Annotated in this window: 22 protein-coding genes, 1 pseudogene and 1 other annotated feature; of the genes and pseudogenes, 16 read left to right on the top strand and 7 right to left on the bottom strand. The window is 53.1% G+C overall.

What is annotated here, in order from left to right; translation table 11 throughout:
* Positions 1-89 precede the first annotated feature (89 nt).
* Positions 90-1,306, top strand: a protein-coding gene (locus tag ACXUPB_RS17760) for an IS3 family transposase (protein WP_350359482.1) whose coding sequence is annotated in 2 segments (ribosomal slippage) — positions 90-375 and positions 375-1,306 — 1,218 coding nt in all. Because the reading frame shifts where the segments join, the coding sequence is not laid out codon by codon here.
* Positions 365-481, top strand: a sequence feature (AL1L pseudoknot). It overlaps the preceding gene by 117 nt.
* 36 nt (positions 1,307-1,342) lie before the next feature.
* On the opposite strand, the gene ACXUPB_RS17755 is transcribed toward ACXUPB_RS17760, so the two are convergent.
* From ACXUPB_RS17755 to ACXUPB_RS17740, 4 genes are read right to left on the bottom strand one after another with little or no spacing between them, the layout of a single operon-like run.
* A complete protein-coding gene (locus ACXUPB_RS17755) occupies positions 1,343-2,116 on the bottom strand; it encodes an aldose 1-epimerase (RefSeq protein ID WP_472953722.1) in 774 nt (257 codons plus the stop codon).
* A 12-nt stretch (positions 2,117-2,128) separates the two neighbouring features.
* Positions 2,129-3,178 carry an ABC transporter ATP-binding protein gene (locus ACXUPB_RS17750; protein WP_335596751.1) on the bottom strand — a complete coding sequence of 350 codons (1,050 nt, stop codon included), beginning with the start codon at positions 3,176-3,178 and terminating at the stop codon, positions 2,129-2,131.
* A gap of 4 nt (positions 3,179-3,182) precedes the next feature.
* Entirely contained in the window at positions 3,183-4,799 is a 1,617-nt protein-coding gene (locus tag ACXUPB_RS17745) for a glycoside hydrolase family 43 protein (RefSeq protein ID WP_472953719.1), read from the bottom strand.
* 13 nt (positions 4,800-4,812) lie between these two features.
* Positions 4,813-5,640, bottom strand: a complete 828-nt coding sequence (locus ACXUPB_RS17740; protein WP_179916932.1) for a carbohydrate ABC transporter permease — start codon at positions 5,638-5,640, stop codon at positions 4,813-4,815.
* A gap of 200 nt (positions 5,641-5,840) precedes the next feature.
* Here ACXUPB_RS17740 and ACXUPB_RS17735 point away from each other — a divergent pair.
* From ACXUPB_RS17735 to ACXUPB_RS17725, 3 genes and pseudogenes are all read left to right on the top strand, one after another.
* A pseudogene (locus ACXUPB_RS17735) lies at positions 5,841-6,125 on the top strand (transposase); the annotation flags it as partial.
* Between the two features lie 25 nt (positions 6,126-6,150).
* A complete protein-coding gene (locus ACXUPB_RS17730) occupies positions 6,151-6,546 on the top strand; it encodes an SGNH hydrolase domain-containing protein (protein ID WP_472953717.1) in 396 nt (131 codons plus the stop codon).
* 449 nt (positions 6,547-6,995) lie between these two features.
* Complete coding sequence (locus ACXUPB_RS17725; RefSeq protein WP_179917293.1) at positions 6,996-7,319, top strand: hypothetical protein; 324 nt, start codon at positions 6,996-6,998, stop codon at positions 7,317-7,319.
* 124 nt (positions 7,320-7,443) lie between these two features.
* Here the strand turns inward: ACXUPB_RS17725 and ACXUPB_RS17720 are convergent, their stop codons facing one another.
* Together ACXUPB_RS17720 and ACXUPB_RS17715 are read right to left on the bottom strand one after the other, a co-directional pair.
* Positions 7,444-9,414, bottom strand: a complete 1,971-nt coding sequence (locus ACXUPB_RS17720; protein ID WP_472953715.1) for a diguanylate cyclase — start codon at positions 9,412-9,414, stop codon at positions 7,444-7,446.
* A gap of 106 nt (positions 9,415-9,520) precedes the next feature.
* Positions 9,521-11,560 carry a putative bifunctional diguanylate cyclase/phosphodiesterase gene (locus tag ACXUPB_RS17715; protein WP_472953713.1) on the bottom strand — a complete coding sequence of 680 codons (2,040 nt, stop codon included), beginning with the start codon at positions 11,558-11,560 and terminating at the stop codon, positions 9,521-9,523.
* Between the two features lie 839 nt (positions 11,561-12,399).
* Here ACXUPB_RS17715 and rpsT point away from each other — a divergent pair.
* From rpsT to ACXUPB_RS17655, 12 genes are all read left to right on the top strand, one after another.
* A complete protein-coding gene (gene rpsT, locus ACXUPB_RS17710) occupies positions 12,400-12,666 on the top strand; it encodes a 30S ribosomal protein S20 (protein WP_022521977.1) in 267 nt (88 codons plus the stop codon).
* 176 nt (positions 12,667-12,842) lie between these two features.
* Positions 12,843-14,426, top strand: a complete 1,584-nt coding sequence (gene murJ / locus ACXUPB_RS17705; protein ID WP_472953711.1) for a murein biosynthesis integral membrane protein MurJ — start codon at positions 12,843-12,845, stop codon at positions 14,424-14,426.
* 66 nt (positions 14,427-14,492) lie between these two features.
* Positions 14,493-15,590: a bifunctional riboflavin kinase/FAD synthetase gene (ribF, locus tag ACXUPB_RS17700; protein WP_472953709.1), complete on the top strand. Its 1,098-nt coding sequence runs from the start codon at positions 14,493-14,495 to the stop codon at positions 15,588-15,590.
* Positions 15,574-18,429, top strand: a complete 2,856-nt coding sequence (gene ileS / locus ACXUPB_RS17695; RefSeq protein WP_472953708.1) for an isoleucine--tRNA ligase — start codon at positions 15,574-15,576, stop codon at positions 18,427-18,429. The genes ribF and ileS overlap by 17 nt, the downstream gene beginning before the upstream one ends.
* Complete coding sequence (gene lspA / locus ACXUPB_RS17690; protein ID WP_472953706.1) at positions 18,422-18,964, top strand: signal peptidase II; 543 nt, start codon at positions 18,422-18,424, stop codon at positions 18,962-18,964. Before ileS ends, lspA begins: the two co-directional genes overlap by 8 nt.
* 19 nt (positions 18,965-18,983) lie before the next feature.
* The gene (gene fkpB, locus ACXUPB_RS17685; RefSeq protein ID WP_472953705.1) at positions 18,984-19,430 is read left to right on the top strand and encodes an FKBP-type peptidyl-prolyl cis-trans isomerase; all 447 of its coding nucleotides are present in this window, start codon (positions 18,984-18,986) and stop codon (positions 19,428-19,430) included.
* Between the two features lie 30 nt (positions 19,431-19,460).
* On the top strand, positions 19,461-20,441 hold the full coding sequence (ispH, locus tag ACXUPB_RS17680; RefSeq protein WP_335598391.1) for a 4-hydroxy-3-methylbut-2-enyl diphosphate reductase: 981 nt from the start codon (positions 19,461-19,463) through the stop codon (positions 20,439-20,441).
* Between the two features lie 64 nt (positions 20,442-20,505).
* Positions 20,506-20,928, top strand: coding sequence for a type IV pilin protein (locus tag ACXUPB_RS17675; protein ID WP_052703726.1), 423 nt, complete (start codon positions 20,506-20,508; stop codon positions 20,926-20,928).
* A gap of 3 nt (positions 20,929-20,931) precedes the next feature.
* Positions 20,932-21,432: a GspH/FimT family pseudopilin gene (locus ACXUPB_RS17670; protein WP_472953704.1), complete on the top strand. Its 501-nt coding sequence runs from the start codon at positions 20,932-20,934 to the stop codon at positions 21,430-21,432.
* Positions 21,429-21,845 carry a type IV pilus modification protein PilV gene (gene pilV, locus ACXUPB_RS17665; protein ID WP_472953703.1) on the top strand — a complete coding sequence of 139 codons (417 nt, stop codon included), beginning with the start codon at positions 21,429-21,431 and terminating at the stop codon, positions 21,843-21,845. Before ACXUPB_RS17670 ends, pilV begins: the two co-directional genes overlap by 4 nt.
* Positions 21,842-22,390 carry a PilW family protein gene (locus tag ACXUPB_RS17660; RefSeq protein ID WP_472953701.1) on the top strand — a complete coding sequence of 183 codons (549 nt, stop codon included), beginning with the start codon at positions 21,842-21,844 and terminating at the stop codon, positions 22,388-22,390. The genes pilV and ACXUPB_RS17660 overlap by 4 nt, the downstream gene beginning before the upstream one ends.
* Positions 22,391-22,398: 8 nt before the next feature.
* Positions 22,399-22,974 (top strand): pilus assembly PilX family protein, encoded by a 576-nt coding sequence (locus tag ACXUPB_RS17655; protein WP_472953699.1) that lies wholly within the window; start codon positions 22,399-22,401, stop codon positions 22,972-22,974.
* A gap of 218 nt (positions 22,975-23,192) precedes the next feature.
* Here the strand turns inward: ACXUPB_RS17655 and ACXUPB_RS17650 are convergent, their stop codons facing one another.
* A complete protein-coding gene (locus ACXUPB_RS17650) occupies positions 23,193-24,554 on the bottom strand; it encodes an IS1380 family transposase (RefSeq protein WP_074210231.1) in 1,362 nt (453 codons plus the stop codon).
* Positions 24,555-24,633: the final 79 nt, after the last annotated feature.

Genomic DNA, 24,633 nt, shown 5'->3' with positions numbered 1-24,633 from the left:
GGTGAGACGCTATGGTGGGCATCCACCACATGGCTTACGTGAACCGCCCCGGCTTTACCGGAGACTCCATATCTTGAGAGGATGGAGTTATGAACTCACCAAAACGATATTCCCCAGAAGTCCGGGAGCGAGCTGTTCGATTAGTCCTTGAACAGCAAGGCGAATACCCGTCCAAGTGGGCGGCGATCTGCTCCATTGCCAGCAAGTTCGGTTGTACACCAGAGACTTTGAGAGCCTGGTGCAAACGCACAGAACTCACGCAGGAAAACAGCTCGGTTAACCTGCCTGAACATGAACGACTCAAGCAGCTAGAGCGTGAAAACGTCGAATTGAAGCGCGCTAATGAAATTCTCCGTAAGGCGGCTGCTTTTTTCGCCCAGGCGGAGCTCGACCGCAAACCCAATTGATGGTGTCATTTATCGACGAGCATCGTGCTCAGTTCGGGGTCGAGTCGATTTGTAGCCAGCTGCCAATCGCCCCATCGACGTATTACCACCACAAGGCACTTGAGACTGATCCTGAGCGGCGGGCAGATCGATATCGGCAGGATGCGTTTCTTACCGCTGAGATTCAGCGAGTGTGGGAAGAAAACTTCTGCGTCTACGGTGCTCGTAAGGTCTGGCGGCAACTCCGCCGTGAAGGCGTTAATGTTGCTCGTTGCACTGTAGAACGGCTCATGCGCCGCCTAGGAATTCGCGGCGTGGTGCGAGGCCAACGCCCCTTCACGACCCTCAGTGATCCCGGCCAGAAACGGGCACCTGATTTAGTGAAACGTGACTTTACGGCTATGCGTCCTAATCAGCTTTGGGTGGCCGATTTTACCTATGTCGCTACCTGGTCTGGCTTCGTTTACGTTGCGTTCGTTATCGATGTTTATGCACGCTGTATCGTGGGTTGGCGTGTAGCGACGTCGATGAGAACGGCACTGGTGCTGGACGCTCTGGAGCAAGCTCTGTGGGCACGAAAACACAGACAAGGGTTGATCCATCATAGTGATAGGGGAAGCCAATATCTCTCGATCCGCTACACCGAGCGTATGGCTGACGAGGGTATCAATGCCTCAGTCGGCACCACCGGCGACTCCTACGACAATGCGCTGGCTGAAACCATCATCGGCTTATTCAAAACGGAGGTGATTCACCATCGTGGACCATGGAAAGGGCGAGATGCCGTTGAGTATGCCACGCTGGGATGGGTTGACTGGTTTAACAATCGCCGACTGCTGGAACCCATAGGAAACGTTCCACCAGCAGAACGAGAAAGGACGTATTATCGTCAATTGGAGGAGTCGGGTGAAGCTGCCTGACTCAAACAAACCGGTCTCCGGAATAACCGGGGCGGTTCATACGGGCTCGAAACAGAAAAAATCCGCTTGAGCATGGGGAGAGAAAACCAGATAGCGGGACATGGTGGGTACAGTAGTGAGCTCAAGTTCCACACCGCGAGCTGGCCATTCTATTCGTGCTTGGCCTTTCCAACCGGTAAAGAGGTTGTCGATTAAGCGTTCGGGTAGCGCTTTCCCATTACTGAAGTTCCAGGTGGACTCCGGTGTCAGGCGACGCCATTCACGTGGCAGTTGCGCTTTATCAACCTCCCAAACGCCTTCCGCCAGCGCTGTAATCCGAGTATCGCCAGTGCGGGGAAACCAAGGATGGAGGCCCAAGCCATAAGGTGCAGGTTGGTCGCCTAAATGCGTCACGCTAAGGGCTACTTCCAACCGGCGATCTATCAGGCAATAGCTCAACTCAGCGTGGTAATCAAAAGGAGGCTGTTCATTAGAACGCAGTTCAAGCTCCAGTGTGTGCGTACTTTGTGATACGACCTGCCAAGAACGCTGCCAGCCATCGCCATGAATGGGCAACGGCTCATTCTCAAGGTTTTTCACAAGGGGATAATATTGCCCACGCCACTCAAAGCCACCCTTCGCAATCCGGTTTGACCACGGTAACAATGGGTACATCGCCAGTTGATTCGGATCTCGTTCATCAATGCTACCTGGGCGCATAAGCGCCACGACTCCTGCCTGCGTCAATGCATCAAAACGTACTACTGAGCCTCCCACTTCCGGGTTTACTACTAAGCGCAGCTGGGCATTTTCTAGGGTGATCGTCGTCATTTTTTACTGCTCCTAGACAATACTCTCGCGACTTTGTGGACGCTTTTGTACCACGTCATCAGGCAGCCGCTTTCCATCGGCATCAAACGCATGGAGCTGGGCCTGCTGGGGAGTGATAAACAGTGTATCGCCATGGCTAAGCTCGACATCGCCAGAGAGACGGACGGTGAGCGGGCCGGTCTGCTCGCTATCCACATAGGCGAAAGCGTCAGCGCCCAGCTTCTCGATGAATCGCACACGCCCTTTCCACTCGCCCTGCTCGCGGCTCACCTCTAGATGCTCGGGCCGTATGCCTAGCGTGGTGGCACCGTAAGCCGCCGCTAGGGAACCTTCGATCAAGTTCATTTTCGGCGAGCCAATAAAACCCGCCACAAACAGCGTTTCGGGGCGTTGATAAAGCGCCATGGGCTTGCCCATTTGCTCAATCTTCCCGGCGTTCATCACCACAATGCAGTCGGCCAGGGTCATCGCCTCGACCTGATCGTGGGTGACATACACCATGGTGGTTTCGAGCCGTTGATGCAGCTCAGCCAGTTCGACCCGCATGCGATTACGTAACGAGGCATCCAGGTTGGAGAGGGGCTCGTCGAACAGAAACACGCCGGGGCTACGCACAATGGCACGGCCAATGGCCACCCGCTGGCGCTGCCCGCCGGAGAGCTCGGCGGGTTTACGCTCGAGCAGATCCTCAAGGTTGAGCAAGCGCGCGGCCTCGGCCACTTTGGCTTCCCGCTCTTTGCTGGGCACTTTTGCCAGCCGCATGCCGAAGTCGATATTGCGAGCGACCGTCATGTGCGGGTAAAGCGCGTAGGACTGGAAAACCATGGCAATGTCCCGGTCACTTGGCTCGGCGGTGGTAACGTCTTCCCCGCCGATAGTGATTGTGCCCTGAGTCACGGTCTCCAGACCCGCAATCATGCGCAGCAAGGTGGATTTTCCGCAGCCGGAAGGCCCAACCAGCACGGTGAAAGAGCCATCTTCGATATGCAGATTTAAATCAGGGATTACCGTGGTTTTGCCATGAAACGTCTTTTCGATGTCGCGTAGTGTTACTTCAGCCATGAGCTTATCTCGTCTCTGAAAGAGGGGCGCGGCGATAGCAAAACGCCTGGAAATCGGCGGGGGTGCCGCGTCCACTAATGTCGTGGGCGGCCATGCCTAGAAAATTGCCGGTGAAATAGCCGTGGGCACGACCGCTACCTTCGTCGGAAAGCAGGCCAGCATGTAAGGCAGGCCCAATCGATTGCCAGGGCTGATCTCCCTGGGCATAGCGAAAGCGCAGCTCGCGGGCATGGATATCCAGCCCAAGTCGAATCGTGGCATCAGGCTCAATGCGGATGCCTTCCTCGGCGATACTCAAGTTGCCGTTTGGCCAATCATCCAGGCAACTGATAATGCTGAGCACCTTGTCGCCTGCATCGTTCAAGGTCACCGCTAAATAGTGGAACTTGAAGCGGTTGTAGTAGGCAATAAGCCCGGCAAACTGCTGAATATCCTCGGGTTCAAAGGTGAGTGTCGTTTCGGCACTGCAGTGGATGCTGTCCTGGCGGCGCGCCACTAACGCCTGCTCAAACCAGGAACCTACCGATTCGCGACCAAAAAGACGTAAGTAGCCGGGCCGTTCGGTGAGCGAAAATAGCCGTTCCGGATAGGGGGTACGCAGCCACTGAAACGCACCGGGCAGCGTGTCTGTTTCAAAATCGTAGTGCTCCTCCTGCGCAGGGGGCTTTTGTGTAACGCCACTCACGGCGACCTTTAACGCCGGGGTATTGCCTCCATTGGCGAGCCGTAGCCAGCCATCTTCACCCCACTCCACGCGCTGAATAGCGGTCTCGCGCCCCATCGGCGATAGCCGGGTGCCTGGCAGGGGCCTGCTGCATAAATGCACCAAGTAAGTGTCACCTTCAGGGGAGTCGACCAGATCTGCATGGCCAGACCGCTGTAGCGGGTTTTCAGGATCATCTCGACTCGTCAGCAGGGGATTGTGGGGATGTACCTCGTAAGGGCCTGTCAGCGTTTTTGAACGCGCCATGGTCACCGCATGCTGGTAACCCGTGCCGCCCTCGGCCACCAAGAGGTGGTACCAACCATCACGCCAATAGAGATGCGAACCCTCTGTGAGCTTCAGTTCGGTACCGGCGAAAATATTGGTGATGTCGCCCACTAAGCGGCGTTGCTCAGGATCATACTGTTGCAGCACTATTCCGCCGAAACGATCCCGCCCTTCGCGCTGGCGATAATCCCACTGCAGGTTGATCAACCACTTTCGACCATCGGTATCGTGAAACAGTGAAGGGTCAAAACCACTTGAATTCAGGTAGACCGGATCGCTCCAGGGCCCCTCGATACGCGGCGCTGTCACCACGTAATTATGTCCATCCTTGAAGTTCCCCTCATAACGCTTCATGTCGGTATAGACCAGCCAGAACAGCCCGTCAGCATAGCTCAAACAGGGCGCCCAGATGCCGCATGAGTCTGGATTGCCGCGCATGTCCAACTGGCTGGCACGGTTCAAAGGCCGCGTCACCAGCTCCCAGTTAGCCAAATCGCGGGAGTGATGAATCTGAACGCCTGGGTACCACTCAAAGGTCGACGTGGCCAAGTAGTAGTCGTCGCCTACCCGACAAATAGAGGGGTCAGGATTGAACCCGGCCAGAATCGGGTTATGAATAACATCGCTCATTATGGATCCTCCTTTATCCCTTAACCGAGCCGCCGGTCAGGCCAGCCACGATGTACTTCTGGGCGGCGAGAAAGAAAATAACCGCCGGAATGATGGTCAAGGTCACGAAGGCTAGAATCATGTTCCACTGGGTCAGGTACTCCCCTTGGAATTGCATCATGCCCAGTGGCCAGGTGTAGATAGAGCGGTCGTTGAGCACCACTAACGGCAGTAGGAAGTTGTTCCAGCTCTGCACAAACACAAACACGCCCACGGTGGCCAGAATGGGGGTCGAGAGCGGCAGCGTGAACGACCAGAAGAAGCGTAAATAGCTGCACCCATCGACATAGGCCGCTTCAAACAGCTCTTTGGGCAGTTGGTCGAAGAAAGCCTTAAACAGCAGGATGGCTAACGACAAACCAAACGCCGTCTGGGGCAAAATCACCGCCCAATAGGTATCCAGCAGGCCCAAATCCCGCACCTTGATAAACAGCGGCAGAATGGCCGCCGCAAAGGGAAACATCAGGCCGAGCAGCAGATAGGAGAGGATCATTTTGGCGCCGAAGAAGCGGATCTGCGAAAACACATAAGCCGCTGCGGCCCCCACCACCAGGGTTAAAAACACCGTCATTAACGAGATGAAGAAAGAGTTACCCAAATAGCGCCAGAAATTTCCGTCCAGCAGGATGCCGATGTAATTGCCGGCATCCCAACTATCAGGCAGCCACAGCGGATTGGTACGCAGCTCCGAATTGCCCTTGAAGCCCCCGAAAAAAGCCGCTAACAGCGGGCCAATAACAATACTTGCCACCACAATTAGGATGATCACACGCAGGGTGTTACGGGTAGTGATACTTTTCATGCCTTACTCCCCTTGCCGGTGGTGCGTTGGTAGAAGAAGGCAATGCCGATAGCGAGCACAAACAGCACTACCGCAGCGGCGCTACCAAAGCCAATATTGAGCCGCGAGAGACCGAAGCTGTACAGGTAGGTAACGATGGTATGAGTCGAGTTAGAGGGGCCACCGTTGGTCATCGGGATGATAATGTCGAAGATCTGTAGCGAACCGATAACGGCCCTGAATACATCAGCGGCAAGTTGGCGAACTGGGCGGAAAACCAAGGCATTGTGTTGGCGTTTATCCAGCCCGGCAAACCCCAGCAGAATGCCTATATCGAACGTTACAACCGCACGGTGCGTTACGATTGGCTGGCACAGTATCTGTTCGACAGCACCGAAGAAGTCCAGGATTATGCTACTTGCTGGCTCTGGCACTACAATCACGAACGACCCAATATGGGACTCGGAGGAATCACTCCTCAACAGAAGTTGGCCATGATGGCCTGAGGTCTACTTTTGAAGCCCTCTAAAAATGGGGGGATTACCATTCTATCGAGAAATGCAGCAGGGCATTATTGACACCGCCTGTGCGTTTTCCGAGCATCGTGATGTGTTTATGCTGCGCCCCATTCCAGAATTGAAGCTTAATGTTCCAAGAGTGATGGGACGGGCTGCCCTGCTAGGTCGAGAAACGCGCGTGTGGATCAGTTTGGAGGAGTATGAACAGCGCCATCTTGTTGCTTGGAAGGCTCAGGATCGTGCTGCTGAAGAATGTGGCATCACCATGCTCGACCCACGCCCTTATTTGTGTGGTGATGATCGCTGCTGGGGAGACATCAATGGCATCCCAGTGTATACCGATGATGACCATTTGAGTGAGCGAGGAGGGCAACTGCTGACACCTCTCTTTCGGAAGATGTTTGAATAGGAGGGAGTAATGCGTTTGCGATCTTATCCACATTTCTAGTTTGCTGGAATGATTGGAAGATTAACATATCTTAATTTATTGAATAACAGCAGCATTATGGCATACACGGTAGAGGCAAAAGGGTCAGCAGAGTTTCAGTAACTTTAATCTATCACTGGCTTTTCTCCGAGAACTCGTAATGTCTAGCTGCTGCTATAAGTTATAGTTGGCTTTCTCTACCATTGAGAATCCGCTGTAGTTTCATAATAATAATGTGGACTAAGAACAGTGCTACCACGTTTATAGTAGACTCTTTACGCGCGTCAATTATGAGCATTGGTCGGTCCATGGTCACTAATTTTGATGTGACAATAAGCTTATCTCTTTCCTTGGCCCACAGTTGGCGAAAGAAATGTTGAATCTGATAAAAAGGCTGGCCGTAGAGTTCCAAACATTGATAGTGCTCGCCTATGGTGGGCGATGCTTTAAAGTTCAACATGCTTTTATTTTCTGAGGGCAAAATGCCAAACATCATTACGGCTTTGCTGAAAAATATTTTGCAATTAGCCTGGAGGGGTGATCATGCAGCTATATCGTCGAGGATTCGCCGTATATCTAAAGACTGGCAATGGCTTCCTAAGTGTAGCGGATTAAAGCGGCCTGCAATATTATTGTCGGTTGCTTGCAGGCCTTACCCTGAGGTGTCGGTACTCTCCGAAGAAGATATCCAGCGCATCAAAGGCGCTAATAACGCTGAGGGCTTTTATTGGTTGGTGGTCCAAAGCTCTGATTGAAAACAGTAAGCCGATAATGAGCGTGGTGCTTACACTAGCGCCTGGGATTAACTTGAAACTCACTTTTAAGCAATGCTAATCTCCAGCAAGTGCTTAACCCCGATTTTGTGGTGCGGGGCAAGCGCTATAGCGTGTGAAGGATGACTTGATTACGGCCATTTTCTTTCGCTTTATATAGCCCTATGTCCGCTCTTTTAAGCGCAGGTTTTAACGATTTTTCTCGGACATGAATCGGGGTCACACCCAATGATGCCGTGACTTTGAGCGCTTGTTGCGTGCCTTCATATTCAACAGTGGTGGGCGCCTGTTCAATAGAGATACGAATTCGCTCGGCCACCTGCTGAGCCTGCTCAATGGCGGTGTTGGGGAGCAATACCGCAAACTCTTCACCCCCCACCCGGCACAGTAAGTCTTCTTGGCGAAGCAGGTCACTCACTATTTGCGTGAAGTTTTTCAGTACCTCATCACCTGCATCATGACCATACTCATCGTTGATGCGTTTAAAGTGATCAATATCTATCGCGATAAGCGCTATGGGGTGGTTTTGGCGTCGCGCCCGTGACATTTCAATTGTTGCTTGGGCTTGTAAGTAACGTCGGTTAAACACGCCCGTTAATGGATCGGTCATGGCTTGTGCACGTAATTTTTCTTCAAGCTGTTTACGTTCGGTAAGGTCGAACACCGTCGCGCGCGTGTGTACAAATTGGCCGTTGCGATAGTAGGCCGAGGCTTGAATCATCACGTGGCGCTGCTCGCCGTTGCGCGTTAATAGGCTACATTCTGCGCTGCCAATTTGATTGTCTTTTACGTTTTGGAAAGCTTGTTCAAACTGGTCACGGGTTTCCGGCGTAATGAACTCTCGATAATCAATAAGACCGATAGCTTCCTTGGTAGAGTAGCCAAGCCAGGCAAGTTCGGTGCGGTTCATGTTGACTACGCGCCCAGCTTGATCAAGCGAGTGATAGCCGCAAGGGGCATTTTCATACAGGTCGCTCACTTCCAGCGCGTGGCGCTGAGCGGCTTTGCGTAATATGCGTTGGCGTTGGCTGCTGAAGGCCCAAAATATCCCACATGCCACTGCGAAACCGTAACTCATTAATAGAAACCAGAGCACGGTTAGCTCTTCTTCGATCAGCGTGCGCCAAGTGGGTAGAGGGAGCATGACACCTATTTTCCAGGGCGAGTAGATGTTTTCACTGAATATGGTGCCCGCTAAGCTGCGGTTGCGATGGGTGCGTATATCTTCAGTTTGAAAACGTAATAAATGATTGTTGATAGAGGCGAACCCTTCACTATGTTGCTGCATAACGTGCCAGTATTGGGGCGCAAGCGTCGCGAAATTATCCCCAAAGGCCGTGGCACCTAGCTCTGGGAAGGCCACGTTGAGCAGCCAGCGCCCTTGGCCGTCGATCAAAATGGTATTAGCATTTTGTTCAAGCAGCATGGCTTGCTGCAGGGTATGGGTAAGGTAATGCCAGTTAAGGCTAAGCAGTACCACGCCAAGCCGTTCACCCGTGGCAGCAAAAATGGGGGTGGCGACGTTTACCGTCGGGGCCTGATCGCGGTCAAACAGCTCGTACTGCAAATTACGCCCAGGTGGCGAGATATACAGTTCGCGCGGTAACAGTTTGGCGGCTTCTTTGAAGTAGTCGGTATTAGAGTGGTTATTACCTGCTATACGCGATCCTGTCTCAACGTCACTGGGCGCGCGTAGTACCTCGCGGCCTTGGTTATCGATCACGGACAGCTTAGTAGAGCGTGGGTAGTGGCTGATCAGGGTGTTTAAAAAATGGGAGAGCTGCGATATGTCGCTAAGTGCATATTGTTGGTCGCTTAAGGATGGCAAGCTTTGTACCGCTAGGTACTGCCTAATGCCGGGCGTTTCAGCAATGGCGAGCGTATAGGTAATGCTTTCACTGAGATCATGGGTCAAGGCTTCTTGGCCGATTTTTAACACGTCATCGGCCTTGGCACGCAGGTTGTCTAAGCGCATTTCCATATGCACATTGAAAATAGGAAAAAGCATCGCCGATACCACTACCAACGGTATGATAACGGCTAACAGAAGGCGAGTGTGTAAACGGCGCAATGGCACGGAGTCTTTCCTGTCTGGAAATAGGCCGCCTTGGCAAGACAACCAGTTTGGTATGTTATAGAAATAATGTATGGCGTTTATAGAGAGGTTAGTTACCAGCCACTTTTTAAGGTGGCGTAAGCGTTCGAGGTAAGCGCTTTAACATCTCAAATGGTATAGGTTTGGAGAACAAGAACCCTTGCAATAAATCGCACTGGCGTTGCCGCAGATCCATGTGCTCTTCGCGTGTTTCAATGCCTTCCGCGACTACCGCTAAGTTTAGGTGATGCGCCATGGTTATCACGCCTTGCACGATAGCCGCATTTTTAGCGTTTTGTGAAATTCCTCGAATAAATAGAATATCGAGTTTCACCTTATTGATGGGTAGATCGCGTAAATAGCTGAGACTTGAAAAACCAGTGCCGAAATCATCCAGCGCAACGCTAATGCCCAGGGCACGTACTTCATTGAGTAGCGCAATGGCTTGGTCAGTTTTGGTCATTAAGGTGCCTTCTGTTACTTCAAGTTCTAGTAACTCGGGGGGTAAGCCGCTGGCCTTAAGCGCTGCTTTAATTCCATCCAAAAAGCCATTACGACGAAACTGCACTGGCGAAATATTAACCGCTACCGTGAGAGGCTGATCGCGACCCACATTAAGCGCAGCAATATCATGGCAAGCACGTTCCAAGACCCAACGACCAATGGCAATAATTTGCCCTGTTTGCTCGGCAATCGGTATAAACACGCTTGGTGGCACTAAGCCTTTGGTGGGGTGATGCCAACGAATAAGCGTCTCTACGCTGCGGATGATGCCGCTACCAGCGTCAACAATGGGCTGATAATATGCTTCAAGTTGCCCAGTTTGTATGGCTTCTTGTAACTCTCGCCTGATAACAACGTGCTCGGCGACATTATCAATGGCATCACCGCAGTACCATTGCCATGTATTACGTCCCTGGCTTTTGGCATCCTCCATCGCGAGACTGGCGTGATGGAGTAGGTCATGCGCCTGAGTGACGCTACCTTTATTAGAAGCAATACCAATACTTGCACTGATATGCAAGCGGTGTCGATCAAGCATAAATGGTTGAGCAAGGGCTGCCAATAAACGATCGGTTAAAGCCATCACTTCCTGTTCACTTTGGTAAGGTGCTAACAGTACTATAAACTCGTCGCTAGACATTCGAGCCACACTAACGCCGGCGGTTGCGGTATCCAATAAACGTTGCGCAACGTGTTTAAGTAATTCGTCCCCTAAGCCATGGCCAAACGCGTCATTGATAGGCTTGAAATCGTCTAAATCGATATGCAGAAGGGCCAGTTTATGGCCCTGCCGTACACAGCTTTGCAGTGCGCGCTCAAGACGCGCCTGTAAAGCCCCTAAATTAGGTAGCCCTGTCAGCGGGTCATGGGCGGCTTGGTAAGCTAGGCGCGCTTCTTGCTCTCGCTGGCGGGTTATATCTTGCTGAATGCCTATAAAGTGGGTGCAGGCGCCCGCCTTATTAAACACTGGGCTAATCGATAATTGGTTCCAAAACAGGCTGCCGTCACAACGGTAGTTGCGTAGCAAGACCTGCACATCTTGCTTTTGTGTTATGCCGCGGCGAATCTCTTCTACCGCTAATGGGTTGGAGTCTTCGCCCTGCAGAAAACGACAGTTGCGCCCAAGCGCTTCTTCAGCGCTATAACCGGTAATATCAGTGAACGCACTGTTGACATAGACCAGCGGTAAGTGAGGTTGAGTGGCGTCTGCCATCACCACGCCATTGGGGCTGGCTTCAATACCTCGCTTGAGCAGGCGTAGCTCGCTCTCATCCTGTTTTTGCTGAGTAATGTCTCGACAAATCGCATAGGCACCTATCATCTGTTCATCGGCGATAATAGGCACATGGGTGACTTCAAGTTGAACCTTGCCATCTTGGCTGTTAGCATTAAACGCTTGATAATATTGATGTTGGCTTTTAAGAGTTGTATTAAAGTCAGCGGGCGCCACAGGGGCGGCGTCGGTGTGAATGAGCTGGAAAAAGTCTTTTCCAGCCAGTTGTTCTTTTGAGAAGCCAGTGATGAGGGCAGAGGCCAGATTGCAGTGCACGATGGTGCCATCAAGGCTAAGCTCAAATATGCCATCTGGGTGATGAGTGAACAGCGAATGAAATTGCGCCTGCAAACAGTGTGGAACAAGCTGAGCGCTATGATTTTTTTTGACGCCCTTTTGGAATCTGGATAGAACTGCTTTTTTCACGAATAAGTCCATACGGCATGATAATCAAAAATAAATGCTAATTTTAAATTAGCGAGCGCTAGGTGGTCCCTATGCTGGATAGGTTGTGGCAGGTGCAATAAAATATTAGGAAAAGTAGGCTATCTGCTAGCTGAGTTTTACTCGTATTAGCGGCGCTCGTGTCTCACGCTTGCGCAGCATACTCTATGCTGCTGGCCGCGTGGTACTCGCTTAATCTATAACAGCTATCTCAGTAGATTCTTGATTAGCGTCCTCTGATTTTTTCTTATCCATGCCTCGATAATTCGGTTATGTTAATTTTTATCATTAAGAGTTAAGTATACCGCATTAAATTTAAGTTTGTATGCTTGCAGTTGTTTTACGTATTTTTATAATTCCCTAGTGTTATTTAGGGTCTGTTGGGTGGGTTTCGGCGTTAACACATTTCTCGGCGAGAAAGTCTATATCGTGCCCTCTTTCCTTTAGAGGCGTGGCTTTACCTCGAATGCTAAAATACCATGCATTGTGCAGGCTCCTCGGTGCAGCCGCTAGCAAGCACGCTTAGCGCGTGATAGACTATGCCATCCTCTCAGACAAGACCCGTGAATGGGCAGCTTCATTTAACTGCCTGTGATACGTTTTGGTAGGCTGAATAACTTGCCAAATCAATCGGTTATTAAAGTGTCATGTTGTGGAATTGTCGTGCTGCACTAGCGCAGCCGACGAAAACATATTTAATTTCGTTGTCGTTTTTCGACAACCTTTATTCTCCAAGGAGATACCCTGTGGCGAACAGCAAGCAAGCTCGCAAGCGCGCCCGCCAGGCCGAGAACCGTCGCGTCCTGAAATCCAGCCAGCGCAGCATGGTCCGCACCTACATCAAGCGTGTAGTGAAAGCGATCGGCACCGGCGACCACGCAAAGGCAATGGAAGAGTTCAAGGCAATGCAGCCGGTCGTAGACCGTATTGCTGACAAAGACGTGCTGTCTAAGAAGAAAGCAGCTCGCCTGAAGAGCCGTTTGAACAAGCGTATTAAGGCACTGGCGGCGTAAGTCGGCAGACGCCCTTAAAAAAACCGGCTGCGGCCGGTTTTTTTGTGTCTGGATGATTTTCTAGATCCATTTTTCTGAATAGTTCTTTTGAATAGTTCTTTTGAATAGTTCTTCTGGATAGTTCTTCTGGATAGTTTTTTTAGACGGTTTTTCTAGACGGTTTTTCTGGATAGCTTATGACAGCGAAGAAAGCTCCCAACACTTCCTCAAACACCGCCATAGCCCGCCGCGGGCTAATGCGCTCGGGCCTCGTCGTCAGTACGATGACGATGCTGTCGAGGGTGATGGGGCTGGCGCGCGACGTGGTTATCGCTACCTTATTAGGGGCAGGGGATGGCGCCGATGCGTTTTTCGTGGCGTTTAAGATCCCTAATTTTTTGCGCCGTCTATTTGCTGAAGGGGCGTTCAATCAAGCCTTCGTGCCGGTGCTTTCGGAGTACTCTACCCAACGTGATCGGGAGGAGATACGTGCGCTACTGAATGCGACCGCGGGTAGCTTAACGGCAGCACTGGCGCTGATTACCGCCGTGGCCATGCTCTGCGCGCCGTGGTTGATTTGGGTGTTTGCCCCCGGATTTGGCAGTGAGCCGGAAAAGCTGGCGCTGACCGCGGATATGCTGCGCTTAACGTTTCCCTATTTATTGCTGATTTCGCTTACTGCCTTTTCAGGCAGTGTGCTGAATACCTGGAACCGTTTTGCGGTGCCCGCGTTTACCCCGGTGTTGCTTAATCTTTCGCTGATTGGTGCGGCGCTATTTTTAATGCCGCTAATGGAAGAGCCCGCCATGGCACTGGCCTGGGGTGTGCTGATCGCCGGGGCTGCGCAGCTGGTTTTTCAAGTGCCGTTTTTATTGCGCTTGGGGCTGATGCCCACGCCCTGGCCAAACTTTGCCCACGAGGGCGTACGACGCATACTGAAACTCATGGGGCCTGCGCTGTTTGGGGTATCGGTATCGCAAATTAACCTGCTGTTGGATACCGTTTTGGCGTCATTGCTGGCGGCGGGGAGCGTGTCGTGGCTCTACTACTCGGACCGTTTGGTGGAACTGCCGCTGGGTGTGTTTGGTGTGGCCATTGGTACCGTGATTTTACCGGCGCTGTCTAAACGCCATGCTGATCAGTCCAAGGAGCACTTCGCGGCCATGCTCGATTGGGCTATCCGCATTGTATTGCTGTTAGGCTTGCCTGCGGCACTGGCGCTAGCAGTGCTGGCCGAGCCCCTGTTGATCACGCTGTTCCATTACGGCGCGATGACCGACAACGATATCCAAATGGCGGCCATGAGTCTGCGCGCTTATGCCTTTGGCTTGGTGGCCTTTATGCTGATCAAGGTATTGGCACCAGGTTTTTTTGCCCGCCAAGACACCAAAACCCCGGTGAAGGTAGGCATTATCGCCATGGTCGCTAATATGGTGCTTAACCTGCTGCTGATTTGGCCGCTGGCGCATGCCGGGTTGGCGTTAGCCACCGCGCTTTCTGCCTTCTTAAACGCGGGCCTGCTTGGCTACTTACTGTATAAGCAGGGCGTGCTGGTCTTTCAGCCGGGCTGGAAGCGTTATTCGATACAGCTACTCGGTGGCAGCGGGTTAATGTGCGCGGCCCTCTATTTTGTGGCACCGGACTGGCAGGCTTGGCTCGCGTTTGGCCTTTGGCAACGGATAAGCTGGGTGACTGGGTTGGTGGTACTGGGCGGCTCGCTCTACTTCGCGTGGCTGGCTGCACTGGGTTTACGCGTTCGTCATTTTAAAATGCACTCATAACACTGCATCCTAGGGTGTGGGTTCGTTATAATCAGAGGCTTTATGTCCTCCAACGGCTGAGGTGCCATGCGCGTCATTCGAGGTCTGCACAACTTGAAAGCGGCTCATCGTGGCTGCGTTGCGACGATCGGTAACTTCGATGGTGTGCATCGCGGTCATCAGGCCATTCTTCAGCAGTGCCGTGAACATGCCGCACGCTGGAGTGTGCCGCTGACAGTGGTAGTGTTTGAGCCCCAGCCGCGCGAGTTTTTTGCCGGTGACCAAGCACCGCCACGGTTAACCCGCCTGCGTGAAAAAGTGCGTTTACTGCGTGATTTTGGCGCAGAACAAGTGCTGGTGCTGCCGTTTAACGATACGCTGCGCAGCCTGACGGGGCGCGAATTTATCGATCAAGTGTTGATTGATGGGCTCGGCGTTAAGCACTTGGTGGTGGGCGATGACTTCCGCTTCGGCTGCGATCGCCGCGGTGATTTTGCCCTGCTGGCGGAAGTAGGGCGCGAGCAAGGGTTTGGCGTCGAGCACACACGCACGTTTACCGTGGATGACGAGAGGGTGTCCAGCACGCGGGTGCGCACCTTGCTTGCTAGTGGCAACTTTTCTGCCGCGGCGCGTTTGCTGGGCCGCCCCTATTCGTTGCATGGCCGTGTGGTACGTGACCAGCAGTTGGGGCGCACGCTTGGCGTACCCACCGCCAATTTACCGCTGCTGCCTCAGCCGTTAACGTTGCGGGGCGTCTTTGCAGTGGTTGCTGAGCTTGAAAATGGCGAACGCCACTCGGGCGTTGCCAATGTTGGCTTTCGCCCGACAGTGGGTTCAGAGCGGCCGACCCTTGAGGTGCACCTGCTGGATTTTTCCGGTGATCTATACGGCCAACGCATGACGGTATACCCCTGTACACGACTGCGGGGCGAGGTCAAGTTTGACGGCCTTGAAGCGCTGAAAGCGCAAATTGAACGTGACCAAGCCCGTGCTCGCCACTATTTTACGGCGGCAGTGGCCAACCACGATTATTCTCTGCCGCTGGCCTCGGCCCCGCTTGGGCGTGAGGCCATGTCTTCAAGTGCAATGTCTTCAAGTGCAATGTCTTCAAATGCGGTGTCTTCAAACACGATTTCTTCTGATTCTTCTTCGGCGGATGATGCCGCCGATGCTAACAACGGCTGACGAGACCATGGATTATAAGCACACGCTGAATTTGCCTGAAACTGACTTCCCCATGCGCGGCATGCTGCCAAAGCAAGAGCCGGGCCGGGTTTCCCAGTGGCAGGATATGAACATTTACCAGCGCCTGCGTGAAGCGCGCGCAGGTGCGCCGCTGTTTGTACTGCACGATGGCCCTCCTTATGCCAACGGCAGTATTCATATCGGTCATGCCGTTAATAAAATACTTAAAGATATTATTGTTAAATCTAAGAATTTAGCCGGGTTTGATGCCCCTTATGTGCCGGGCTGGGACTGCCACGGTTTGCCCATTGAGCATAAGGTAGAAACCACCCATGGCAAGCACTTGGCGCCGGAACACGCCCGTGAGCTGTGCCGTGAATACGCCGGTGCCCAGGTTGAGACGCAGTTGGCCGATTTCGTGCGTTTGGGCATTATCGGTGACTGGGATCACCCCTACCGCACTATGGATTTCGCCAACGAAGCGGGCGAGATCCGCGCCTTGGCCGAAATGGTCGATGCGGGCTACGTGTTTAAAGGCTTGAAGCCGGTCAACTGGTGCTTTGACTGTGGCTCAGCACTGGCGGAAGCCGAAGTCGAGTACGCTGATAAGAAGTCTGACGCCATCGACGTCGCCTTCCCGGTAGAAGATGACGACAAGCTCGCCGCCGCCTTTGGCTTAAGCGAATTGGCCAAACCAGCGGCAGTGGTTATCTGGACTACCACGCCGTGGACCATTCCGGCTAACCAGGCGCTTAACGTTCATCCAGATTTCACCTATGCACTGGTCGATACTGGCGAGCGTTTGCTGCTGCTGGCTGAAGAGTTGGTGGAAAGCTGTTTAGAGCGTTTTGGGTTGCAAGGCGAAGTGATTGCCACGACGCAAGGCAAACAGCTTGATCTGATCAATTTCCGCCACCCGTTTTATGACCGCCTTTCGCCGGTTTATTTGGCGGAGTACGTTGAGTCTGAAGTGGGCAGCACGGGTATTGTTCACTCCGCGCCTTCTTACGGCATGGATGACTTTATCACCTGCCGCGAGCATGGCATGGAGTTCGATGACATGCTCAACCCGGTGCAGGGCAACGGCGTTTACGCTGATGACCTGCCGTTCTTCGGCGGCCAGATGATTTGGAAGGCCAATCCCCATATCGTCGAAAAGCTGCGCGAAGTGGGTGCGCTGATGGCGCATATTCCGATCAAACATAGCTACATGCACTGCTGGCGCCACAAAACGCCGGTGATCTACCGTGCCACGGCGCAGTGGTTTGTGGGTATGGATATCAAAGGCAAAGACGGCAAAACCCTACGCGAACGTGCTCTTGAAGGCATCGAAGCCACGGCGTTTACGCCTACCTGGGGGCAGGCGCGTCTACATAGCATGATCGCCAACCGTCCGGATTGGTGTATCTCCCGCCAGCGTAACTGGGGCGTACCGATCCCGTTCTTCCTACACAAGCAAACCGGCGAGCTGCACCCACGCACCGTTGGGTTAATGGAAGAAGCGGCCAAGCGCGTTGAGCTAGAAGGTATTGATGCTTGGTTCAAGCTCGACCCCGCTGAGCTATTGGGTGCGGAAGCAGCGGATTACGACAAAGTCACCGATACGCTTGATGTGTGGTTTGACTCTGGCACCACGCACCGCCACGTACTGCGCGGCTCGCACCCGCACGGCCATGAAAGCGGCCCGCGGGCGGATCTGTACCTGGAAGGCTCTGACCAGCACCGTGGTTGGTTCCACTCGTCGCTGCTGACAGGCTCAGCGATTGACGGGCATCCGCCGTATCGTCAACTGCTGACCCACGGCTTTACAGTTGATTCTCAGGGTCGTAAGCAGTCCAAGTCGCTGGGCAACGTGGTCGCGCCCCAGGAAGTGATGGATAAGCTGGGTGGCGATATTCTGCGCCTATGGGTCGCCTCTACCGATTACTCTGGCGAAATGGCCGTCTCGGACGAGATTTTGAAGCGCACCTCCGATGTCTATCGCCGGATTCGGAACACCGCGCGCTTCCTGCTTTCAAACCTTAACGGGTTTGATCCAGACAAAAACCAAGTGGCGTTTGGCGATATGCTGGCGCTGGACCAGTGGGTCGTGGATCGTGCGGCTCAGCTTCAGGCGCGCATTGAAAAAGCCTATGAAGAGTACCGCTTTCTGGATGTGTATCAGCAGGTGCACGGTTTCTGTGCCCGGGAGCTGGGTGGCTTCTATTTAGACGTCATCAAGGACCGCCAATACACCACGCAAACCGATTCGCTGGCGCGCCGCAGTGCGCAAACCGCGCTCTATCACGTGGTGGAAGCGCTGAGCCGCTGGATCGCGCCGATTCTCTCCTTCACCGCGGAAGAAATTCACGAGAACATCCCCGGCAAGCGTGGCGACAGCGTGTTGCTTGAGACCTACTACACTGACCTTGGCACGCTGGAAGAGGGCGCTGATTTGGGCCGTGCATTCTGGGAACAGGTGCTGGAGGTCAAGCACTCGGTCAATAAGTGCCTGGAAGATGCCCGTAATGCCAAAGTGATCAAAGGCAGCCTGGCGGCCGAAGTGACGCTGTATGTAAGCGACGAGCTTCAGGCGACGCTGACTAAACTGGGCGATGAGCTGCGGTTTGTGATGCTGACAAGCGAAGTTACGCTTAAACCCCTGACTGATGCAGGCGATGCAGAAGCGACGGAGCTTGAGGGGCTTAAAGTCGCCGTCAAAGCCAGCGACAACACCAAGTGCGAGCGCTGCTGGCACCATCGCCCGGATGTAGGCACGCATGCTGAGCACCCTGATTTATGTGGGCGCTGTATCAGCAACCTACCTGAAGGCAGCGGCGAGATTCGATATTATGCTTAAAGAAGGAAACACGCCTGATACCAACGCACGGCCGACGATGCATCGGCCGCTGCGCTGGCTATGGTTAGCGGTGGCGGTGATCGTACTGGATTTGGCCACTAAATACGTGGCCAGCAGCCAGCTCGGCTATGCTCAGCCGGTCGAAGTGTTGCCGTTCTTTAACCTGACGCTGCTGCACAACACCGGCGCGGCGTTCAGCTTTTTAGCCACTCACCCCGGCTGGCAGCGCTGGTTCTTCGCCCTTATTGCGATTGGCGCAACGGTAGGCTTAACCATTTGGCTCACACGCGTCAAACACGATGAAAAGCTGTTGGCGATTGCGCTGCCGTTGATTATCGGCGGTGCGCTGGGCAATCTCTATGACCGCTTGGTGCATGGCTATGTGGTCGATTTTCTCTCTTTCCACGCCGCTGGGTGGTACTACCCGGCGTTTAACGTGGCAGATATTGCGATTACCCTAGGGGCCGTCGCTTTAATCTGGGAATCCATTATGGGCGAACGGCGGCGCAAAAAAGTAGCCGAAACTTCCCATTAATTGAACGTTGAGAACTGCAATGAGCGACTATCTGATCGATGACGGCATGGAAGTGACGCTGCACTTCACCTTAAAGCTGGAAGACGGCACTTTGGTGGACTCCACCAAAGACAAAACACCGGCCACCTTCGAAGTTGGCGATGGCAACCTGCCGCCCGGTTTTGAGCATCCGATTAAAGGCATGGCCGCGGGCCAAGAGGGGACATTTCAGATCACTCCAGAACATGCTTTCGGTCAGCATAACCCGCAAAATATTCAGACCCTGAAGCGGGCAGATTTTGGTGACGAGCCCCCGGAAATTGGCATGGTGATGTCGTTTGCCGATAAAGCGGGAACGGAATTGCCAGGCGTGGTCAAAACCATTGACGGCGATCGTATTGAGGTGGATTTCAACCACCCGTTAGCAGGCCGCACGCTTACGTTTGAAGTAGAAGTACTGGACGTTAAGCCGGTGAACACTCATTAAGCAGATGCTACGTCGCATCAAGGCGCTCTTATGACAAGCACGCAGCAACCACAGCCTATCGAAATTAAATTGGCCAACCCGCGCGGCTTTTGTGCCGGTGTGGATCGTGCGATTGATATCGTCAATCGCGCACTGGATGTCTTTGGCCCGCCTATTTATGTGCGCCACGAGGTTGTCCATAACCGCTTTGTGGTCGAGACACTGCGCGCCCGCGGTGCTGTGTTCGTTGAAGAGCTGGATGAAGTGCCGGATGACGTCATTGTCATTTTCTCTGCCCACGGTGTTTCCCGTGCGGTGCAAGCCGATGCCGAGCGGCGGGGGTTGAAGGTATTTGATGCCACCTGCCCGCTAGTGACCAAGGTGCACCTGGAAGTGCTGCGCTACGCCAAACGTGGGCAGGAGTGCATTCTGATTGGTCATGAAGGCCACCCGGAAGTTGAAGGCACCATGGGGCGTTACGATACCTCCCACGGCGGGCGTATCTACTTGGTCGAGGACGAAAAAGACGTTGCTAAACTGGAAGTGCGTGATCCCTCCAAGCTTGCCTTCGTAACGCAAACCACGCTCTCAATGGATGACACCGCCAAAGTGATCGATGCGCTGCGCGACAAGTTCTCCGAGATTCAAGGGCCACGCAATGATGATATCTGCTACGCCACGCAAAACCGCCAGGATGCCGTGCGTGAGCTAGCCGCCCAGAGTGATTTGTTATTAGTGGTCGGTAGCCCCAATAGCTCAAACTCGAACCGCTTAAGAGAGCTCTCTGAGCGAATGGGTACACCTGCCTATTTGATCGACAATGCCGATCAGATCGACCCGCAGTGGCTTGAGAATGTAGCGCGTATCGGCGTAACCGCTGGCGCCAGTGCCCCTGAAGTGCTGGTTAAAGGCGTGATTAGCAAGCTTCAAACCATGGGCGCTGCTGTGCCCGAAGAGTTACAAGGCCGCGAAGAAACCATTACTTTTTCTATGCCAAAAGAGTTGCGTGAGAAGGTGATCGCCAGCAGCTAATGCAAAGCGTATTGGTTTGCGACATACTGGATGTATGAGCCAACTAATACAGGAGCAGAGCTGCGTGTCTAATGTTTCTGATTTAATTACTGGCCATTTTTTCCAGAACGGCCAGCGTGGTTTTACTTTGATCGAATTGCTGGTTGTGGTCGCGATAATTGGCATCTTCGCGACCATTGCCTACCCGAATTATGCTAGCTATGTGGAGCGTAGTCGTCTCACTGACGGTAAGTCCGGCCTTATGCAGGCTGCTTTAGTAATGGAACGCTGTTATACCTCGAATTATATTTATAAAGAAGAATGCTTTGAAACGAAAGCGTCACCTGATGGTGTTTATCCCTTGATACGACTGACAGAGTCGGGTTTGACCTATCGTCTAGAGGCGCAAGAAGGAATCAATGTTCCAGCCGGTTGTAAAACACTCTGGATAGAGAGCAACGGTCAAAAAGGGCCGAATGGCGACAATAATACGCCTGAGTGTTGGTAACTTATGTCCCAACGAGGCTTTACGCTCATTGAATTGCTAATTACGCTGTTGATCGCAACGATCATCGCTGTGATGACAGTGCCCGCATTTTCTGATTTTCTTACCCGCCAGCAGCTGTCTGCTGACGTCAATGAAATGGTCTCTGTGCTAAGTTTTGCCCGTAGCGAGGCGATTAAACAGCGCCAGAACGTCACGGTTGAGTTCTTACCGCCCGGTGAGTGCGGTGGGCTTGAGGGTATGGTCGAAGACAATGATAGTCTCCGCTGGTGTTACTGGGTGAAAAGCGAGGAGGAGACCATGCGAGTGGGGCGGACGGCCAAGATAACTACGCCAAATCAAACATTCTCGCTTACTTTCCTAAGCCTGGGTGAAGCTAATATTGATAAATGCTCTAGTCCTTGCCATATCACACTTAGCCCGCAGCGACAGTTGGAGGAAGAGGCCTCGATTACGCTTGCTATAAATATAACCGGCAGCATTCGAAGACAGGACTTAGAACCATGATCCATCAGCGCGGTTTTAGTTTAATTGAAGCATTGATCGCGCTGGTGGTTCTATCCGTTGGCCTGCTCGGTGTGGCGGCTATGCAGCTTAAAGCGCTGCAAAGTGCCAATGCCGGTTACCAGCGTTCGGTGGCAAGTGTTGCCGCTGTGGATGCCTATGAACGGCTTTGGGCAACGCTTGTACCCGGCAATAATTGCGACGTTATCAAAGTTAGTGATGTTCAAGAGAAATGGCGTGACCAGTGGTTGAATAACGACGTTTCGCCGCTGCGCAACGCGCTTGAGACGCAAAGTATAATTGATCCAGCTAGTGACGATAGCTGCCAGTTCACCGTCACCTTGGCGTTAAGTAATGATGACAACGACATACTAGATTACTTCTTTCGTTTGCCGAACCTAGAGGTTCTGCCATGAGGCGTTCTGAAAGCGGGTTTACTCTGGTTGAGTTAATGGTAGCAATGACAATTGGCACAGTTATTGTTTTAGGAGCTGGCCAACTATTTCTGACCACTTTTCAAACGTTCAGAATAGTGGATGAGTTAAGCCGTAAGCAAGAAGCGCTAATTTTTATTACGGAAGCATTGGTTCAGGATGTCCGATCTGCAACACATATTGACGTAGAGCCAAATGAAGGGCCAAATAATGCAGCTATGAAATTTTCATTACACCCTGGCGATGATTGCAATAAAGATGAGCTTCTGGAAAGAATATATTTTTTATCTGAAACAAACGGGGAATTTTCTTTAAGCGTTAGTAATAAATGTGAAAGTGAAAGTCAGTGGGGTCAATCTGAACCGCTGGTAGAAGGCTTTTATGACGATAGTGCCGCATCTTTTTTTCTTCAAGAAGAAGGTGGCGCTGGGCTTTATAAATTAGTCATTAGGCTTGCCAGAAGTGAAGGCGAAATTTACGAAGAAATCGTGCTTCGCATCCAAAATAGGGTAGAAGCATTTTTATAGGTGAAGATATGAATAACCAGCAAGGTGCTGCCTTGGTCGTTGTTATGGCGCTTCTCTCCGGATCGCTAATGTTAGGTATGTCTGGTATGCAGAGTGCATTGATTGATGAGCAGCTAGCTGGGAATTATCGCGCTTCAGTCCAAGCTAAAATGAACTCCGACAGTATGATGTCGGAGTTTAGAAATAATGAGTCTCAAAGCCTATTGGATGAGATTTATAATACAGAATGTGACAATAATGCAAGTTGTTACGAAGAGTATGAGCGTAATATTTTAGATTCTTTAGAAGGAGTAGAGGGGATTAGCTCTATTGTTAAAGCAGTTAAAATTGAAAAAAATAACGATGAAATCATCATTACGATGATAGACCAAGGAACAAACAACGATGCTGTTGGGGAAACGGTCGCAACTTATCAAAAGGGAAGCGAAGACGTTGGTTTGGGAGGTGACGATAACGATGGTGAAGGTAATGACGGTGATAGTGGCGGTGCTAGTTCGCTCCCCTTTGAATCACCAATAGTCGGCTGTGAAGGCGTTCAATCTAGTGGAGGTTCGACTTTCAGTAGCTATAACCTGAATCCGTGAAGCCGGCGCCGACACTTTCCCTATCACCGCCAGCGAGCACTTTTTGATCATTCGCCCCGTGCAAGTTGGCTTTCGCAAGCCCGTTATTGCCAAAACCCACCGTGCTGATCGGTGCTGACGGCCCGTTTTGTCATGCCTTTCCACCCGCCAGGCACGACATATCTGGCGATCGCGTGTCGCTTGGAACTGCTTGTGGATAGAGTGTCGCCGATTGACGGTCAGCATGGCGTTCCTCGTGGATAACGCAGTCGGCTCCGCAGCGTCTTGAGCACCGTCATGCGCCCGATATCCTGCCCGAAGTCGAGGATGATCTGCCGTGCCTTGTGAATCACGAGAGCCGCACGGTGCACCAACTCTTGTAGCACGGTGCGCAGCCGGCGCCGCTTGGCCGGGTGGCGAACCGGGCTCAGCTCGCCGGTCATGCCCAGCTGTCCCATCAGGCGCAGGATGTTGTAGGCCAACTGGGCGAGATGCAGGATCAGATCGTTGGTGGCGAACTTGCCGGACGGCAAGCGCTCCAGGTCGAGATCGGTCTTGATCTCGCTGTGAAACTGCTCATGGGTGGCATGCGCCTGGTAGCGCTTGATCACCGCCTCCGGCGCCTCGTCCAGGCTGGTCCACCAGCCTTCCAACTCATAGTCCGGTTCGAGCAGCAACTGGCCATCGCGATCGGCGGTGCGCTCGACCAGGCGCATCACGCGTTGGACGACGTATTCGGTCTTGTTGTCGTCGTGGATCGAGACGGTCTGCGTCCACAGCGCCTGGCGCTTGCCAGGACGCAGCTCTTCCCAGTAGTCCGCCGCCACCGCCAGCCAGGTATCTCGATCAGCCGTGGCCGAGCCACGCGGGTTCCATTTGACGACATAGTCGAGCCGGCGCCCCTCGTCGGCAAAGACCTGGCGTTGCTGTTCGAGAAGCGCCAGGTGCGCCTGGCTGTCGAAGCCGCTGTCCTCGCGTAACAGGATCGGTTGCTTGGTCAAGCATTGGGCGCGAGGCAGTACCCGCTCCAGGAAGGCGTTGCTCTCCTTCATGGTGTGCTGCTTGCCAGGCCGCAGTTCCAGACCCAGGCACCACCCTTCGTTGCCCAGATAGGCGGCGATCGGGGTGTAGCCATCGACCTTCTGGTAGGTCCGCGAGACGCCTTCCTTCTTCGAGTTGCTGTTGTCCATGACGAAGGTGTCGATGTCCAGGCAGACGTGCGTCGTCTCGGCGGTGATCGGTGCTTCGATCAGTGACAGCAGGGTCGTGGACCAGGTGGCGGTGCGCGCCTGCAGGTCGTTGGCGGCAAGTTTCTCCAGCCGCTGTCGCAGCGTCGCCGCGCTCGGCACCTTCTGCAGGGTCAGCAGTTGTTGGAAGGGCTTGTCGCGGCGGAAGTTCTCGACAGCGTCATAGTCGCTCATGCCCAGACACAGCAGGCCCAGGTAGCTCTTGATCACGTCACTGGTGCGCATGCCCAGCGTGGTGGGGAAGCGGCTGTCGATGCTGTCGACGCCAGCGATCTCGAAGCATTGCCCGATGATGGACAGCCCGGCGTGGCTGGTGAGGGTGCGGCGACTGGCGCGGAACTTTATGTTGGGCATGGCACTGTCTGGGTGAATGGCGATAATGGCTATATTGCCATGCAGGTCAGTGGGTTAGAAGTGCTTCCGGGGGCCGGTC

The sequence above is a fragment of the Vreelandella sp. DA03-1M genome, assembly GCF_055725665.1.
Note: the sequence above shows the minus strand (reverse complement) of the source record. Positions and strands in the feature narration are given on the sequence as shown.

What these genes read in the sequence shown, in the direction of transcription:
- ACXUPB_RS17660 (WP_472953701.1), top strand. Translation starts at nt 21,842, where the DNA reads ATGAGGCGTTCTGAAAGCGGGTTTACTCTGGTTGAGTTAATGGTAGCA.
- lspA (WP_472953706.1), top strand. Translation starts at nt 18,422, where the DNA reads ATGCTTAAAGAAGGAAACACGCCTGATACCAACGCACGGCCGACGATG.
- ACXUPB_RS17745 (WP_472953719.1), bottom strand. Translation starts at nt 4,799, where the DNA reads ATGAGCGATGTTATTCATAACCCGATTCTGGCCGGGTTCAATCCTGAC.
- ispH (WP_335598391.1), top strand. Translation starts at nt 19,461, where the DNA reads ATGACAAGCACGCAGCAACCACAGCCTATCGAAATTAAATTGGCCAAC.
- ACXUPB_RS17750 (WP_335596751.1), bottom strand. Translation starts at nt 3,178, where the DNA reads ATGGCTGAAGTAACACTACGCGACATCGAAAAGACGTTTCATGGCAAA.
- ACXUPB_RS17740 (WP_179916932.1), bottom strand. Translation starts at nt 5,640, where the DNA reads ATGAAAAGTATCACTACCCGTAACACCCTGCGTGTGATCATCCTAATT.
- ACXUPB_RS17755 (WP_472953722.1), bottom strand. Translation starts at nt 2,116, where the DNA reads ATGACGACGATCACCCTAGAAAATGCCCAGCTGCGCTTAGTAGTAAAC.
- ACXUPB_RS17670 (WP_472953704.1), top strand. Translation starts at nt 20,932, where the DNA reads ATGTCCCAACGAGGCTTTACGCTCATTGAATTGCTAATTACGCTGTTG.
- ACXUPB_RS17650 (WP_074210231.1), bottom strand. Translation starts at nt 24,554, where the DNA reads ATGCCCAACATAAAGTTCCGCGCCAGTCGCCGCACCCTCACCAGCCAC.
- ACXUPB_RS17730 (WP_472953717.1), top strand. Translation starts at nt 6,151, where the DNA reads ATGGGGGGATTACCATTCTATCGAGAAATGCAGCAGGGCATTATTGAC.
- ACXUPB_RS17725 (WP_179917293.1), top strand. Translation starts at nt 6,996, where the DNA reads ATGGTGGGCGATGCTTTAAAGTTCAACATGCTTTTATTTTCTGAGGGC.
- ACXUPB_RS17655 (WP_472953699.1), top strand. Translation starts at nt 22,399, where the DNA reads ATGAATAACCAGCAAGGTGCTGCCTTGGTCGTTGTTATGGCGCTTCTC.
- pilV (WP_472953703.1), top strand. Translation starts at nt 21,429, where the DNA reads ATGATCCATCAGCGCGGTTTTAGTTTAATTGAAGCATTGATCGCGCTG.
- ribF (WP_472953709.1), top strand. Translation starts at nt 14,493, where the DNA reads ATGCGCGTCATTCGAGGTCTGCACAACTTGAAAGCGGCTCATCGTGGC.
- fkpB (WP_472953705.1), top strand. Translation starts at nt 18,984, where the DNA reads ATGAGCGACTATCTGATCGATGACGGCATGGAAGTGACGCTGCACTTC.
- ileS (WP_472953708.1), top strand. Translation starts at nt 15,574, where the DNA reads ATGCTAACAACGGCTGACGAGACCATGGATTATAAGCACACGCTGAAT.
- murJ (WP_472953711.1), top strand. Translation starts at nt 12,843, where the DNA reads ATGACAGCGAAGAAAGCTCCCAACACTTCCTCAAACACCGCCATAGCC.